The 15778-nt window shown below is 46.2% G+C and carries 16 protein-coding genes and 4 tRNA genes; 17 read left to right on the top strand and 3 right to left on the bottom strand.

What is annotated here, in order from left to right; genetic code table 11:
• Positions 1 to 40 precede the first annotated feature (40 nt).
• From A8708_RS36750 to A8708_RS08800, 11 genes are all read left to right on the top strand, one after another.
• Positions 41 to 166 carry a hypothetical protein gene (locus A8708_RS36750; RefSeq protein ID WP_268796177.1) on the top strand — a complete coding sequence of 42 codons (126 nt, stop codon included), beginning with the start codon at positions 41 to 43 and terminating at the stop codon, positions 164 to 166.
• Between the two features lie 222 nt (positions 167 to 388).
• Positions 389 to 685 (top strand): hypothetical protein, encoded by a 297-nt coding sequence (locus tag A8708_RS08845; RefSeq protein ID WP_068663137.1) that lies wholly within the window; start codon positions 389 to 391, stop codon positions 683 to 685.
• A gap of 197 nt (positions 686 to 882) precedes the next feature.
• A complete protein-coding gene (gene rfbC, locus A8708_RS08840; protein ID WP_068663136.1) occupies positions 883 to 1428 on the top strand; it encodes a dTDP-4-dehydrorhamnose 3,5-epimerase in 546 nt (181 codons plus the stop codon).
• A gap of 99 nt (positions 1429 to 1527) precedes the next feature.
• Positions 1528 to 1833 (top strand): hypothetical protein, encoded by a 306-nt coding sequence (locus A8708_RS08835; RefSeq protein ID WP_068663135.1) that lies wholly within the window; start codon positions 1528 to 1530, stop codon positions 1831 to 1833.
• A gap of 157 nt (positions 1834 to 1990) precedes the next feature.
• A complete protein-coding gene (locus tag A8708_RS08830) occupies positions 1991 to 3172 on the top strand; it encodes a LolA family protein (RefSeq protein ID WP_068663134.1) in 1182 nt (393 codons plus the stop codon).
• A 248-nt stretch (positions 3173 to 3420) separates the two neighbouring features.
• A complete protein-coding gene (locus A8708_RS08825) occupies positions 3421 to 4047 on the top strand; it encodes a nitroreductase family protein (protein WP_068663362.1) in 627 nt (208 codons plus the stop codon).
• A 106-nt stretch (positions 4048 to 4153) separates the two neighbouring features.
• Complete coding sequence (locus tag A8708_RS36375) at positions 4154 to 5479, top strand: YecA family protein (protein ID WP_068663133.1); 1326 nt, start codon at positions 4154 to 4156, stop codon at positions 5477 to 5479.
• Positions 5480 to 5502: 23 nt separating this feature from the next.
• Positions 5503 to 6693: an alanine racemase gene (gene alr, locus A8708_RS08815; protein ID WP_068663132.1), complete on the top strand. Its 1191-nt coding sequence runs from the start codon at positions 5503 to 5505 to the stop codon at positions 6691 to 6693.
• Positions 6694 to 6909: 216 nt separating this feature from the next.
• Positions 6910 to 7191 (top strand): CopG family ribbon-helix-helix protein, encoded by a 282-nt coding sequence (locus A8708_RS08810; RefSeq protein WP_028553892.1) that lies wholly within the window; start codon positions 6910 to 6912, stop codon positions 7189 to 7191.
• 3 nt (positions 7192 to 7194) lie between these two features.
• The gene (locus A8708_RS08805) at positions 7195 to 7545 is read left to right on the top strand and encodes a type II toxin-antitoxin system PemK/MazF family toxin (RefSeq protein ID WP_028553893.1); all 351 of its coding nucleotides are present in this window, start codon (positions 7195 to 7197) and stop codon (positions 7543 to 7545) included.
• Between the two features lie 215 nt (positions 7546 to 7760).
• A complete protein-coding gene (locus A8708_RS08800; protein WP_068663361.1) occupies positions 7761 to 9941 on the top strand; it encodes a Tex family protein in 2181 nt (726 codons plus the stop codon).
• Positions 9942 to 10358: 417 nt separating this feature from the next.
• On the opposite strand, the gene A8708_RS08795 is transcribed toward A8708_RS08800, so the two are convergent.
• From A8708_RS08795 to A8708_RS08790, 3 genes are all read right to left on the bottom strand, one after another.
• On the bottom strand, positions 10359 to 11072 hold the full coding sequence (locus A8708_RS08795; protein ID WP_068663131.1) for a hypothetical protein: 714 nt from the start codon (positions 11070 to 11072) through the stop codon (positions 10359 to 10361).
• Positions 11073 to 11400: 328 nt separating this feature from the next.
• Positions 11401 to 11565, bottom strand: a complete 165-nt coding sequence (gene cmpA / locus A8708_RS35310; protein ID WP_141692697.1) for a cortex morphogenetic protein CmpA — start codon at positions 11563 to 11565, stop codon at positions 11401 to 11403.
• A 73-nt stretch (positions 11566 to 11638) separates the two neighbouring features.
• The gene (locus A8708_RS08790; protein ID WP_068663130.1) at positions 11639 to 11992 is read right to left on the bottom strand and encodes a hydrolase/acyltransferase; all 354 of its coding nucleotides are present in this window, start codon (positions 11990 to 11992) and stop codon (positions 11639 to 11641) included.
• Positions 11993 to 12144: 152 nt separating this feature from the next.
• Here A8708_RS08790 and A8708_RS08785 point away from each other — a divergent pair, with 152 nt between their 5' ends.
• The 6 genes from A8708_RS08785 (at position 12145) to A8708_RS08760 (ending at position 15035) form a co-directional block, all read left to right on the top strand.
• Entirely contained in the window at positions 12145 to 12618 is a 474-nt protein-coding gene (locus A8708_RS08785; protein WP_068663129.1) for a SprT family protein, read from the top strand.
• A 19-nt stretch (positions 12619 to 12637) separates the two neighbouring features.
• Positions 12638 to 12713 (top strand) — tRNA-Asn (locus A8708_RS08780).
• Between the two features lie 5 nt (positions 12714 to 12718).
• Positions 12719 to 12807: transfer RNA gene (locus A8708_RS08775), tRNA-Ser, on the top strand.
• Between the two features lie 143 nt (positions 12808 to 12950).
• Complete coding sequence (locus A8708_RS08770; protein WP_068663128.1) at positions 12951 to 14693, top strand: methyl-accepting chemotaxis protein; 1743 nt, start codon at positions 12951 to 12953, stop codon at positions 14691 to 14693.
• A 171-nt stretch (positions 14694 to 14864) separates the two neighbouring features.
• Positions 14865 to 14936, top strand: a tRNA-Glu gene (locus A8708_RS08765).
• A 17-nt stretch (positions 14937 to 14953) separates the two neighbouring features.
• A tRNA-Leu gene (locus A8708_RS08760) sits at positions 14954 to 15035 on the top strand.
• Positions 15036 to 15778 lie beyond the last annotated feature (743 nt).

Below are 15778 nucleotides of genomic sequence, written 5' to 3'. Positions count from 1 at the left end.
TACTAGTGCATATACTGTGTAGGCGGGGGAGGTTGTGGGTATGATTGATCATGAAGACGCTTATCAGGATGAGCATGTGTCTATCGGCAAAGGATTGATTGTCGGTGTGGTCTTCGGTTCCCTGATTTGGGCAGGTATCATTGCAGGTATCGTATATATATGGTAAATGCATCTCATACAAGGAAAAGGCTGCTGGGGCTGTGAAGCTCTTGGCGGCCTTTTTAGGCTTGTATAGAACCCAACCGATGAAGGAAGAGGTCACCTGCGTATAAATGGGTTTCAGGGGCACGGTGAGTTAAAATGGTTTAGCTTGTGGCAGGATTACATTGATCAAAAGGTGTTTTCGCTGGTATAATGAGTCTAAAGGTCATGAGGGGAGGAACACTTAATGGATGAATTGTTGAGGCAAATATTAAGTGAACTTCAATCTCTCAAAGCAGGACAAGACAGTCTACAAGCAGGACAAGATGCTCTCCGAGCTGAGCTTAAAGCATTTCGAGAATCACAAGAAATTTCGAATAAGTTGCTTTCAGGTGATTCGGCTGGACTCAAGAATCAACTGCGAGATCTGAGAGACGATATGAAAGAGTTCCGTCGTGAGGTCCGAGATTGGACACGAACTACGGATCGCAAGATCGACAACTTAGAAGACAGGTTAGATGGCGTTAGAGACGCATTGAATTAAATAGAAGTTGGTATCGTATATATATGGTATATACATATCATACAAGGAAAAGGCTGCTCGAGCTGTGAAGCTCTTGGCGGCCTTTTTACGCTTATATAGAGCCCAAACGATATCCAAACAGGCTACCCGTCTATAAACGGTTGTCGGAGGCTTTCTACGACTCTCTTGCATATGCTAGCAAAGAGGTGAGAGGACGTATGAAAATAACGCCAACAGCTTTAGCTGGGCTTGTGATGATTGAACCTGAGGTCCATGCGGACCATCGGGGATTTTTTATGGAAAGCTATCATGCGGCAAAATTGGCCGTGCAGGGGATTACGATAGATTTTGTGCAAGATAATCATTCACTATCGGAAGAAATAGGCGTACTGCGTGGGTTGCATTATCAATTACATCCGCATGCGCAAACGAAGTTAGTACGCGTGGTCGCGGGCTCGATCTTCGATGTGGCTGTCGATATACGTCCCAACTCACCGACATTTGGTCAGTGGGTGGGTGTTACCCTCAGTGCTGCCAATAAACGGCAGTTGCTGGTTCCGCAAGGCTTTGCCCATGGTTTTTGTACGTTGGAGCCGAAGACACAGGTACTATATAAGGTGGATGCGTATTATTCGCCGAAACATGACCGTGGGATACGGTGGAATGATCCTGCAATCGGAATCAAGTGGCCAACGACATCACCCATTTTATCGGCTAAGGATGAGGTGCACCCTTTATTGAGGGATGCGGAGATTCAGCTCTAAATGTAAGTAAGGTACAAGGCTGGAAGTCGAAAGATGGTGCTTTTTAATATCAATCTGAGTTATAATGAGGTAAGCTTATTGTGACAAGGAGCGGATAACTTGGCTGAGATGACGGATCGGGAGTTTTTAAGCGCAATACTAGGTAGAATGAATGAAATTGGTGCGGATGTAACTGCAATTAAAGATCGAGTTGAAAGTATGGATAGAAGATTAAGCCGTGTTGAAGATCGATTAGATTCAATGGAAAACAGACTAGATTCAATGGAAAATAAATTAGATTCAATGGATGATTCTTTGAAAGAAGTCAAACAAGTTCAAACTCAACAAGGTGAGCAAATTGCTGGCATTGCAGTAACAATGATGGAGCACGCAGCAAGTATTCGAACACTGAAGTTAGTCAAATAAGAGCAGGATTAGAGATTATTCTAATTCTGCTTTTTGCTTTTAATATCACCTCTGCAACAAATTCATAGTCAAGCCGTAAGCTTGGCTGCATAATCGAACAAGTCCCCTCATATGCATGTACTATGAGGATGTTAATCATGAGTGAGGGGATGATCGAATGCGCCGGGTCACATGGATGGTAGCAGTGGTAATGTGCGTAGCATTGGTTCTCGCAGGTTGCGGGATAGGTAAAAAGGATGCAGGATCTATCGTAAAGGACTTGGATCATGTGATGGGCAAGTCGAGCAGCTATCAAGCGTCAGGAAGTATGATTCTGAACACGGGCCAACAGCCGCAGGAGTATGCAGTTGAGGTGGCGTTCTCACCGGAGCACTTCTACCGGATTTCCCTGACAAATGCGACAAAGGATGTTACTCAAATCGTTCTACGTAATGAAGAAGGTGTGTTCGTCTTGACGCCGCATTTGAAGAAGAGCTTCCGATTCCAAAGTGATTGGCCAGAGAATCAAGGTCAGGTGTATCTGTTCCAATCTTTAGCGAAAAGCATCATTGCGGATAAGGATCGTCAATTTACGACGGACAAGGATGCTTATGTCTTCGATGTTGCCGCGAATTATCAGAATGAGCAACTTTCTCGCCAGAAAATTTGGCTGAATAAGAAAACTCTCGCACCTGCTCAAGTGCAAGTGTCAGATGCGAATCAAAATGTGTTGGTGCAGGTGAATTTCACGCATTTTGAATTTGATACATCGTTTGATAAGGATTATTTCCAAATGGAGCGCAACATGACTAGCTGGAATTTGCAACAGCAAACTATGCCTACGTCAGCTGACGTTGCGGTCACTGATGCAGATCACCCGGCAACTGGGGATAAATCGGTAACGGACAAAAATCTGTCCGCAACAGGTGGTCAATCCGATCAATCCAAAGCTGCGAGCACTACGACGAAACCGGATGCGACGAAAACTGCACCAGCAACGGCCAAAGCACAAAGCATTGGTATTGTTGAACCGTACTATTTGCCGAAAGATGTTGTGAAGCAAGATATCAGTGATATGAAGCTGGGTGAGGATGCGGCGGTACTCTTACGATACAAAGGGAAATACAACTTCAATCTGATCGAGGTCAGACCTCAAGCCAAAGCTGTTTCACTGCCGCCAGGAGACATTGTTGATCTCGGGTTCACGGTTGGTGTAATGACAGGGAATGGCTCTAAGGATGAACCTAGAACACTGACTTGGACCAACGATGGTGTTGAGTTCCGGATGTTTACCGGCGATATGCCAGTGAATGAAATGATTCAAGTTGCAATGGCCACGGATGGACAGTCTGGGAAATAATTATAACGCAAGAAGAGAAGACGCTGCGCCATTTATTTAAAAAGCTTAAAACAATAAGCTGACGACGGTACTCAACCGGAGTCAGCTTTTCTGTGTTGAATAATTTTAAACAAAAAGCTTCAGCATTCGGTTAAGAAATGTGCTATCGTACATATACATGGATCTGCTATCAAAGATAGCCTACATAGTGCCTTTGACCAAGTTTTAGAGATGAGAAATGAATTTAATTTATGGGGGAATGTATGCAAATGACTGATTTTAGTGAAGTTGTTAAAGGAAGAAGATCTGCAAATAAATTTATTCCTGATATTGGAATATCCGAACTTGAAGTTGAAGAGATTATGAATACGGTAAAGTTTGCCCCTTCGGCGTTTAATCTACAACATACCCATTATGTGGTAGTGAAAGACCCTGATATCAAAGAAGACATCTATCAAGCAGCGTATAAACAATACAAGATTCAATCAGCTTCGGCAGTCATTGTAGTGTTAGGAAACATGGATGCTTACAAAGATGTAGCGAGAATAAATGAAGGTTTTCTTAATCTAGGGGTAATAAATAAACAAGAATACGACATGACTGTTGAATCCGTTTCAACATTTTATGAAGATAGAGGAGAAGCTTTCATGCGGGACGAGGCTATTCGTAACGCTTCTTTATCAGCTCAGTTATTTATGCTGGCCGCCAAGGAAAAAGGTTGGGATACTTGTCCGATGATCGGTTTTGATCCTGAGCTAGTGAGCAAAGCGATTCATCTTCCAGAACGATATGTTCCTGTTTTATTGGTTGCAATAGGTAAAGAGGATACATCCAAACAGCGGCCTAGAGGTTATCGTAAACCTGTGGGAGAGTTTGTTAGTTATAATAGATTTTAATAATATGACAGGGCTTTATAGATAAGAATATTTAACCAACTCCCCTAAAGGGAGTTTTTTTGGTATAATGCAACTTTGGAGCGAATAGATAATTGGAGTGTTTAAGATGAATACAATTGATAATTTAACGATTGAAGAGATGCAGCTCTTCTGGGAGAATGAGACGCAAGCTTTTGCAACGTTTTTGAATGACGAGGGTAAGTTGAAGCCAGAAACGGCCAGCAAGCATGTGGATCGTATGAGTTTTGTGATGACCGAGTATTTCGTGCGCTACGGGACCAGCTATGAGGATGTACAAGGTGAAACGATTGTCGATTTTGTAGGCCGGTTTTTGATCAGCCATGTGCTGAGCACAAAGGAAACCGATATCGGTGCTTATTTGACTTCTTTCAAAAAGTGGATTCAATTCCTACAGGTGACTTCTAGAATTTCTAAAGAACAGTCCACTTCATTGAATGAAGTATGTAAGCATAAACCTTATTTCGAAGAGCGTTTTGAGCAGTACATGGAAGCAGATAATGACTATGCGCTGGAACGTTGGCTGAACTCGAATGATATAGAGGCTTATATCGAAGAACAAACGCCGGCATCCAAGCGAAAGCTGAAACCACTCGTGGTTGATCCAAAACTGCTTCAACTTTGGATGGATGGACGGACGCCAGTGCCGCCAATCGTCCAGGAATTCAGAGCTTTCCTAGAGGCTGTTCAGACCGGAAAGAATGTCAAATTGTCAGCTGCACGCAAACATTTGCCGCGGAAGTTCTGGAGCGAGTTCGATGAGGGGCAAAATTTGCAGCTGTTCCGTAAACCGACACTGAATCAAGATCAAGAGCCGGTGTATCAGTTCTTTTTCTACGTAGCACTAGTGCTAGGAATAACAGAAGAGGAAACGCAACTTACGGTAAATGCGAAGCAGTTAGCCTTTTATTTGGCGCTTACAGAGCAGGAACAAGCCGTTGTCCTTTTGGATGCGCTCTGGAATCGTGTGAACTGGGGAATTCTCGAGGAAGTTAATGAGGGTGGACGCCCAGAGGATATTCAAGCTTGGAGAAGAGCCATTGCAAGCGTGTTAGCAAGCTGGGCTGTTGGTAAAGAGCATCTAGTAGAAAAAGAATGGAAGAAGCATCGCCAATCCGGTATCTTGCTCGATACGAGTGCTGATGTGTTTTTACATGCGGTAGCAACCATATTGGTTCGTTTCGGTGTAATAACTGCGCAATTCTTGCCAGATTCTGAGATGAAGTACGGCTTTCAGAGAAAACCAGTCGAAATGACAGTTCTTGAATCTGGCAATCGAGTATTCCGTTATTTTGTCAACGAGAATGCCTATGTAGTTAATCATACACCTAACATTGCTGCCGAACCGAAAATCGGACGTAACGAGCCATGCCCATGCGGCAGCGGCAAAAAATATAAAAAGTGTTGTTTGTAATAGGATAGAAGAGGTGAACGCTTGTGGATGCTTTTTATCGGCCCACGTGGGTAGAAATATCGTTAGATGCACTGCGAAGCAACATTGAACAATTTCAGAAGGTACTGCCTGCAGGTATGAAGCAGATGGCAGTCGTTAAAGCGGATGCTTACGGACACGGGGCTGTAGAAGTATCCAAAGAGGTTCTCGCCGCGGGTGTGGACTATTTGGGTGTGGCGTTCTTTGATGAAGCACTTGAGCTCCGAAATGCAGGAATAACTGCGCCTATTCTTGTTCTGGGCTACACGCCGCCAGAGGGGATTAACCGTGCAAGAGAGCTGGATGTGACGATTGCGGTATACAGCCGTGACGTCTTGGAGGCTTTGCGAGAGCAAGGTGAGAAGCAAGAGAATGCCCTGCAGAAGAAGCTGAAAATCCATATCAAATTGGATACCGGCATGGGGCGACTCGGCTTGCATACGGAAGCGGATGCGATTCCTTTTATAGAGGAAGCGTTACTGCTGCCAGGTGTGGATGTAGAAGGTCTCTTTACACATTACGCAAGTGCAGATGAAGTGGATAAGAGCTATACGTTGGAGCAATACGGCCGATTCGAGCGGATCGTGAGCTATTTTACAGCGAAAGGGGAAACATTTCCTTATATTCACGCGGGAAATAGCGCGGCAGCGATTGATTTGCCTGACTTGACTTATTCGATGGTGCGTCTGGGGATTTCCATGTATGGTCTATATCCCTCTGATGATGTGGATCAAACGAAAATTGAGCTAAAGCCAGTTCTGAGTCTCAAAACAGGGATTGTTCATCTCAAAACGCTGCCTGCGGGTTCAGGTGTCAGTTATGGGACGATCTATCACACCAAGGGTGATGAGCAAATCGGGACCTTGCCGATCGGCTACGCGGATGGATATTCTCGGATGCTTTCGGGTAAAGCGGAGGTACTGGTTCGTGGTAAAAGAGTGCCGATCGTCGGGAGAATCTGTATGGATCAATGTATGATCAATGTTTCGGATTTGCCTGAAGTAGGGGCGCTAGATGAGGTTGTCCTCATCGGAGAGCAAGGCGAGGAACGTATTACCGCGGAAGATGTGGCTCGTTTGCTAGGGACGATTCCCTATGAAATCATATGTATGATTTCTCACCGTGTTGCGCGCGTGTATGTGCGAAATGGGGAACGCGTAGAAGCTTTAAATCCATTGATTCGTCACCGTTATTAAAACGCAGGAAATTACTTCATAAATTTACCATGCAACATTTGCAGGTTTGGAAAAGGGTTTCACGAATAGCTTATCGAATACGTTGTATTAACAATCTTATATCTTAAGGTGTAACATAATTGATATACCGGAGGCATATATTCTATTGTATAATTTGGTTTTTGGAATGACATACTGGTAATATTGTCTTTGTATCGTTTCTGGGGGTGCGAGAGTGTGAGCAATGCGCATAATACGAAAAGGATCATGATTAGTTTGCCTGACAATCTGTTGCAGGAAGTGGACGGAATTGTCGAGAAGGAGAACTCCAATCGGAGTGAATTCATTCGTCAGGCAATGAAGCTGTATTTAATTGAACGCAAAAAGCGCAGTCTACGCGAATCCATGCAGCGTGGGTATATGGAAATGGCGAAAATAAATCTCAGCATGGCATCTGAAGCTTTTCAAGCGGAGGAAGAAGCGGACGGAACGCTTGATCGCTTAGTAAGCGGGGTGTAAGACGTGATTGTGAAACGTGGCGATGTATTTTTCGCAGATCTTTCGCCGGTCGTAGGATCGGAGCAGGGAGGAGTCCGTCCTGTTCTAGTGATCCAAAATGATATCGGCAACCGCTTTAGCCCCACTGTGATTGTTGCAGCGATTACAGCTCAAATCCAAAAGGCAAAGCTTCCCACGCATGTGGAAATCGATGCGGAGACGCACGGTTTCGATCGAGATTCGGTCATTCTGCTTGAGCAAATCAGAACAATCGACAAGCAAAGACTAACGGACAAAATTACGCATTTGGATGAAGAAACGATGCGAAAGGTTGACGACGCTTTGCAAATTAGTGTGGGACTGATAGAATTTTGAATAAGGTCTGGAACGGACGAGGGCGATATACCCTCGTTTTTTGGTTTGTACATACATAGGCATTCGATCAAAAGAAGAGGGGTATGACTGTGGCAAATGTGGACGAGGCGAAAGTGAAGGCAGGAAAGACTGAGGTGGCTGATTCAGTAGCCAATGCAACGGAGCCCAACGGAACAAATCCAAAAGCAAGTGAGTTTGAGGAACCGAAGGCGAAGATTCAGATTTCTGCGGAGAAGAAAGCGGAGATTCAGGAGAGGATCCTGAAACAAATCTCCGCGGAGTTACAGCTGCCTAGCGGCAAAGTGAAGACGACGATGGAGCTGCTGGACGAGGGCAATACGATTCCATTCATCGCGCGTTATCGGAAAGAGATGACGGGGGAGCTCGACGAGAATCAGCTGCGGGATATCGAGGAGCGTTTGCAATATTTGCGTAATCTCGAGGATCGCAAAATTGAAGTTGTCCGTCTGATCGATGAACAAGGCAAGCTGACGGACGAGCTGCGGAGCTCGATTGAGCGTGCTGTAAAGCTGCAGGAAATCGAGGATCTCTACAGGCCTTACCGTCAGAAGCGGAAAACGAGAGCTAGCGTTGCGAAGGAACGCGGTTTGGAGCCACTTTCGGCGTGGATTTGGAAGCAGCCTCGTCAAGGCTCGCTGGAGCAAGAGGCTTCGCGTTATATTAACGCGGACAAAGGGGTTGGCAGCGCCGCAGAGGCGATTCAAGGCGCGATGGATATCCTGGCGGAGAATATCGCAGATGATGCGAAAATACGGGCCTGGGTGCGTCGATTCACGCAGGACAACGGCATTATGCGGACAGAGGTGAAGGATGCGAGGGTAGAATCTGTCTATGAGATGTACTATGCGTATCAAGAGCCTGTGAAGCGCCTGCCGCCTCACCGTATTCTCGCGATTAATCGCGGCGAGCGGGAAGAAATCTTGAAGGTTGGACTGGATGTCCAGCCAGATAAAATTCACGACTACATGCTTCGTCAAATCGTCAGAGGCGATTCAGTCGTAAGAGACGTGCTGCGAACGATTGTCGAAGATGCATACAAACGACTGCTTGCGCCTTCTGTGGAGCGCGAGGTGCGCGGTGAAATGACAGAAGCGGGCGAAGAGCAGGCGATTAAGATTTTTGCGGAAAATCTGCGCAATCTCTTGCTGCAAGCGCCGATAAAGGGCCATGTGGTGCTCGGTGTCGATCCTGCCTACCGGACAGGCTGTAAGCTGGCTGTCATCGATGACACCGGCAAAATGCTTGAAATCGCCGTCACCTACCCAACCCCACCGAATAATAAGGTGGCAGAGGCGAAGGCGAAGTTCAAGCAGTTGATCAGCACATACAGCGTGGAGCTGATTGTGATCGGGAATGGGACGGCGTCCCGTGAAACGGAGCAGTTCGTTGCGGAGCTGATCGGTGAGATCAAGGAGCGGAAGCTCAAATATTTGATCGTCAGCGAAGCAGGGGCGAGCGTGTACTCGGCGTCGAAGCTGGCGCAGACGGAGTTCCCAGATCTGGATGTTGCTGAGCGCAGCGCGATTTCGATTGCGCGGAGGCTGCAGGACCCGCTCGCGGAGCTTGTGAAAATCGAGCCGAAAGCGATCGGCGTCGGTCAGTACCAGCATGACGTTTCGCAGAAACGTCTGGACGAGAACTTGAAGGCCGTTGTGGAATCGGCCGTTAACCATGTCGGGGTGGACTTGAACACGGCGTCCCCGTCCTTGCTATCGTACGTATCGGGGGTCAACGCGACACTCGCGAAGAACATCGTGAAGTATCGCGAGGAGAACGGCAAGTTCAGCTCCCGCCAGGAGCTGTCGAAGGTTCCGCGCCTTGGCGCGAAATCCTTCGAGCAGTGTGTCGGGTTCATGCGGATTCCGGGCAGCCGGAACCCGCTCGACAACACCCCGATCCATCCGGAGTCTTACGACGTGGTGGATCGGTTGTTCAAGGAGCTGCGCATCGAACTCGCGCAGCTTGGTTCTCAGCAGCTGCTAGCGCTGCTGCAGACGCTGGAGCCAGAGGAGCTGGCTCCTAAGCTTGGCGTCGGTGTCCCGACGATGCGGGACATCCTAGACAGCCTGCAGCGGCCTGGGCGAGATCCGCGGGACGAAGTCCCTGCGCCGATCTTCCGCACAGACGTGCTGCAGCTGGAGGACCTTGTGCCGGGCATGGAATTGACCGGCACGGTGCGTAACGTTATCGACTTCGGCGCCTTCGTCGATATCGGCATTAAGAACGATGGGCTGGTGCACATCTCCCAGCTCAAGAATGGCTTCGTGAAACATCCGATGGATGTGGTTTCCGTCGGAGACATCGTCCAAGTGTGGGTACTGAACGTGGACCAGAAAAAAGGCCGCGTAGGCTTAACGATGAAGAAACCGCAATAGTAGGTTGATGATGGCAGTTACGGCAGTTGGGAGTTCACTCCCAACTGTTTTTTTCTGTGTAGCCCTTGTCTTCTTGGGTACTTATCCGTAGTAAATGATCATACGTTCTCATTGTGGGTAGTGGCGCTAAGTTAATTGGATTTCCGCTGACTTCCCCCCAACAAATTTCATCGTACACCCTGCATTTGCTGAGTTAACTGGATTTCCTCCATCTATTTTCACCACACAACCCCACATTTGCCGAACTAACTGGATTTTATGTAGCTAATTTCTGAGTTTTTCATTAAAACTGACGGTTTGATCTTAAATAGATGTAGGTTTTCCATCTAAACTTAGTAAAACGCCGAATTCTCTCAAATTAACTGTAGTTTATACAGTAAACCGAGGGAAACGAGCTGCTCGCTTGATCTAAACTGTCTACTTCTGCGCACCTCCCGTCTCCTTCACCAAATAAGTCATACTATATCGCTGGCCAGCAACAAGGGAGAGCATACCTTCCATCGAGAGGCGAATCAGCCACTCAGCTGCAATACGTATGTTCACATTGCACTCGGCTGCAACTTCTTGAAGCCGAACCTTGCCATTGCGCCGATTGGCGATATGGAGAATGAACTGCTTTCGAAGCTCCCACACATCGGCCTCAAGCTCAGCAATGGTGGGGGGATGGGGGGAGCCACTAGCGGCAGACCTTCTCTGTTCCAAACAGATAACGTTACTTTGATTGCCAGCCCGCCGCCCCTGCTCAGTACGCTCGCCAGCTTGCAGCCCTTGCTCTACACGCTCGCCAGCTCTCAGCCCTTGCTCTAAACGCTCCTCAGCCCGCAGCCCTTGCTCTACACGCTCGCCAGCTCTCAGCCCTTGCTCTAAACGCTCCTCAGCCCGCAGCCCTTGCTCTACACGCTCGCCAGCTCTCAGCCCTTGCTCTAAACGCTCGCCAGCCCGCAGCCCCTGCTCAGTACGCTCGCCAGCCCTCAGCCCCTGGACTAATCCCTCTCCATCTTTCATGAATTGATGTGCTATTTTCCCACTCTCCTGCAACACCAGAAACCGATCCTCTAAGCCCCTTTTCCAAAACAACCTGCGATGCTTCTCACGCATTCTGCGCAACCACTGACTGCTATTTGTCTGCATGTAAATAAAGCCCCCTTTTCAAAATAAATACGCAAAAAAGCACAACCGAACAGCAGATCAATCTGCAAGCTCGAGTGTGCTTCACTCTGGTATTTATATTTGATTTTTTGTTTTCGTATTTTTGTGTGTTCACATTTTTTTGTTTTCGTAATACATTTTCTATACACATAATTACTTTTTGTTACATTTATTTACAGTATAGAGGGCACATTTCAAATATGCAACTGTTTTTTCTTGCTCTTGATGGCTATGTACATGCATCTACCTTGGTTTTATGTACACAATAGCAAAAAAGCCAGCACTTGTGGCACAAGTACTAGCTTTTTTATCAAAATTTACGTTTGCTCGGTCCGTCCGTCGATTGGCTGTCGGGCCACTCCTCTTGAGAGCGGCGAGTGCGGTAAAAGTACCAGCTATCGTTCAATAATCGAATTTGTCTGCGGTTTTTGTTCTGGAAGGCACGCATTAATTGATTACAAAGCCATTGCGGCATATGCCCATCCCCTTCTTCGCCATGTACTTATAGCATATGAGGAAGGAGGGTATAGGGTGCAGGTCCCTTTATTTTAGAGCTCAAATTCCTCTTCGTACCACTGTTCAAGCTGAGCTTGCAGCGCACGAATTTCAGTCAATAACGAGATTAGCGGGTACGATTTCTCTTGGATACCTGCGAAGGATTGCTCAAGTCGATTAATGTAGTCTAAGCCTTGAATCAAAGGGTATGTCGTACCGATCAGTTCCAAGTCGTCACACTCCGCAATAACGCGTGGAAGCTGAGGGACATGGTCAGCCGTTAATTTCTCTAATTCTTTGTGTAAACGTTGGTTCAAGGCTGTTAATTGATAGGAATAGGAGGAAGGCATTTCGACAAATTCCAGTTGTTGGTCGAGCTTTAAAATCGCATATCGCATTTGTGGCATGAGGGTTCAAATCCTTTCTGTATAGAGCGTTCGTTCTTCTTTTCTACTTGACAGTATAGCTGTACATACGGTACAAATTCAAGTAAGAACTTGTCATTCGACGTAGTTGGTCGTTCAGAGTGCTAGTGACTTGTCATTGGGAGTGTTCGTAGATGGAGGATCATGAGCTGCAGCAATGGATTGAGCAAATTTCTATGGATTCGTTCGGTAGACCCTTTGTTCACCAGGCTCGTTTTAACCGGAGATTGCGATCGACGGGTGGACGTTATTTTATGAAATCACATGATATTGAGATCAGTTGGAGCCAGTGGGAGACTTATGGGCGGGATGAAATCGAGAAAATTATCAAGCATGAGCTCTGCCATTATCATTTGCATATATTGAAGCGAGGGTATCAGCATCGGGATCAGGATTTCAAAACCTTGCTAGCGCAAGTAGGAGGAACGAGATATTGCCAATCTTTGCCACGGCCCCGGGCGAAACAAACCTACAAATATAGGTTAGAGTGCGTAAATTGCAAGACGGAATACTATCGGAAACGTAAAATGGATGTGCGTAAATTCGCTTGCGGAAATTGCAGGGGAAAATTGAAATCGTATACGCTTGACTTAACCGCGCCTTCATAATAAAATAATACTTGTTCATTCCCTGATAGCTCAGTTGGTAGAGCACTCGACTGTTAATCGAGTTGTCACAGGTTCGAGTCCTGTTCGGGGAGCCATACATGGAGAGATACCCAAGTGGCTATAAGGGGACCCTCTGCTAAGGGGTTAGACTGCGTAAGTGGTGCGAGGGTTCGAATCCCTCTCTCTCCGTCACGAAATAAGTTCAATGGCATTCATGCCGTTGAGCTTATTTTTTTATTCCAATTCGAGCCAAGCCTAACAAATTTCTAATATCTGTTAAACGTTTGTCCACTATAGTGTATAAAAAAGTGCTAATAATGGGGGAACTACGAGTGGCTAAACTATTTTCAATCCGTATGCGTCTTATTTTTTTGCTGTTAATACCTTCTCTGTTTTATTTAGGTTCAAGCGTATATCTCCTACAGGTTAACGACACCAATACGGATACATTGACTTCCTCGTTGTATGAGACGACAGAGAAAAGTGTTTCCCTTATTTTGAATGCGGACCGGGATATGTATCAAGCCATGAACGCTTATCAGTTGTTGGTATCCGGAACCTTGACTGCGGAGGAGAGAGTTAACCAGTCGAAGGTGCTTAAAGATAATATTGATCAAACCAATACAAGGGTCGGACAGGCGGTAGCTATTTTAAAATCAAAGGAATTGCTGGGAACGGCACACGCGGAGACGAAAGTGACGATTGAGCAAGGTACATCGAGCTTCCAAACTTCTTTCGATCAATGGGTTAAAGAAGCGAATGCGGTTGTTCAAGCGGGGAGTGCAGGCAAAGGCGTTCTGAATGAAGCCAAGCTGATGGCCACCTTTGAGAAGGGGCGTGAAGGGCTGAATGTTGTCGGTGAAATTCTAGACGCGCATGCGAAGCAGAGTATTGTCGATATCAAGCAGGAGAATACGGAAACAGCCAAAGGCGTTTACATCGGCGTTGGGTTCGTCATCGTTATTCTCTTAGGAGCTGGCGGATTCGTGATCTGGAGAATTATGTCGGTGATTCGTAGAATTTTGGCCATTACCGGTGAGGTTGCTGCAGGAGATTTGCGTCACGAGCCACAACTGTCGTATGCGAAGGATGAGCTGGGGCAGATTTCAGAATCGGTCGATCATATGGTTGCCAAAATGAGAAGCTTAATCGGCACGATTGCACACAATACACAATTCGTGCACGATGCCTCCGTGGAGCTGTCGGACAGCTCCAAAGAGTCTGCTCACGCAGCAGAGCATGTGGCTTCGAACATTCAAGAAATGACGCAGGAAGTCGAAGTGCAAGCAAGAAGCAGTGAAGAGACGAGCCGAGCGATCGAGGAAATGGCGATTGGGATTCAACGTGTCGCAGAGAACTCAAGTGTCATGGCGGATCACTCCTCATTAACCTCTCAGCACGCAACACTCGGCAATGAACTACTTTCGAAGTTGCAGCATCAAATCGTAAATATATTGAGTTCGGTTGAACAGTTGTCAATGACCGTTCTGTCGTTAACGCGCAAGTCTGATGAGATTGGTCAGATAGCATCGAGCATCACGAACTTTGCCAACCAGACCAATCTCTTGTCGTTGAATGCGTCTATTGAGGCGGCAAGAGCAGGCGAGCATGGTAAAGGATTTAACGTTGTTGCTCAAGAAATTCGCAAACTGGCTTCACAGTCCATCGAATCCGCCGACGGAATCAATCAGTTAATTTACGAGACGAGAGTCGAGATTGATAGCGTATCCGAGTCAATGCATGCAACGAAGCAGGAAGCAAGTGCAGGCTCACAAATGATGCAGGAAGTGAACCAGAGCTTCGAAACTATTATGCAATCTGTGACGCATATCGTGTCTCAGATTCATGAGACGTCAGCCATCACAGAGCAAATGTCAGCTAGCTCCGAAGAAATTTCGGCTACGATGGATCAGTCAGCGTCAAGCTCATCTCACATTCTGATGAGATCCCAGACAGTGGCGGCAGCAACGGAGGAGCAGCTTGCCATGATGCAGAATATTGCTGCTGCGTCGGAACAACTGAAGTCGGTTGTGGATACATTGAACGAATCTGTGACGTATTTTAAGCTGAAATAGTAGGAGTTGTAACGGGGTTCTCATGATCGATATAACGCGGTTACGGGGACTCCTAAGTTATATACTCGAAGAGGATTTATTTCCAAGAATTAGGCTTGTCAAAGGTTCAAGAATCCTTTATAATAACACTTATCGTCCTTAACGGGCTGAGTTGTTCAATGACGATGTTATGGCCCGTTGGTCAAGTGGTTAAGACACCTCCCTTTCACGGAGGTAACAGGGGTTCGAGTCCCCTACGGGTCATTGTTTTATTCTCTCATGCGGTCGTGGTGGAACGGCAGACACACCATCTTGAGGGGGTGGCGCTCACAAGGCGTGGGGGTTCAAATCCCCCCGACCGCATCCCAGTTTTACAAGCCTGAAACCCTTGTTTATTAAGGGTTTTTCGCTTTTCTAGGATTTTCTATTTAATTTTGCAAGGTATAAAAAGAGACCAATTCCACTCAAATGGTCAAGAATTGGTCAGGAATATTTTTTTCGCTAATTTAGACTTGTAATGGACATGCCCTTTAATAAAAGGCGCGGTCCATTTTTTATTTGTTCTTTTGGTTTTTCCGATGGTGTTCCATTGTCAGATGCAGAATCATCAAATAGCATTTTTCTGAAGTTTTGTGCTGTCTCTTTGCATACTAGGGAGTAAATGGCTGTAGTCTGGCTAGCCAAACTCATTGCATACTACGAGATCGTTGTCACAGTATTGCTGTCCAGCTCCTTGTTTTTCACGGCTAATAAGCAAAGAATGTGTCTTTAGCTGTTTGAGAGTTTCTTTGGGCAAATCAATCGTTCTTACTCGTGATTTTGTTTTGGTATAGGGTAAAATCTCTTTGCCATCGTTACTGACTGATTGTGTAATTATGACACAGCCGTTCAGTAGAAGTTTTTTGATTCAAATACTCAAGTGCAAGTTTGGTGACGAAAAACAATAGTTATATTAACGTTTCACTGCAGCATTCATCTTCGGATAACTCCCAGAGGCGTTTGTTCATAGTGTCATATGGTCGGTACATTAAAAGAAAGAGTACAAACTTTAAATAATTATGGATAGTGGTCATTGGTCCTAGACCTATATAATGAGTTCCACAGCG

The organism is Paenibacillus oryzisoli (assembly GCF_001653565.1).
GTDB lineage: Bacteria > Bacillota > Bacilli > Paenibacillales > NBRC-103111 > Paenibacillus_E > Paenibacillus_E oryzisoli.
Note: the sequence above shows the minus strand (reverse complement) of the source record. Positions and strands in the feature narration are given on the sequence as shown.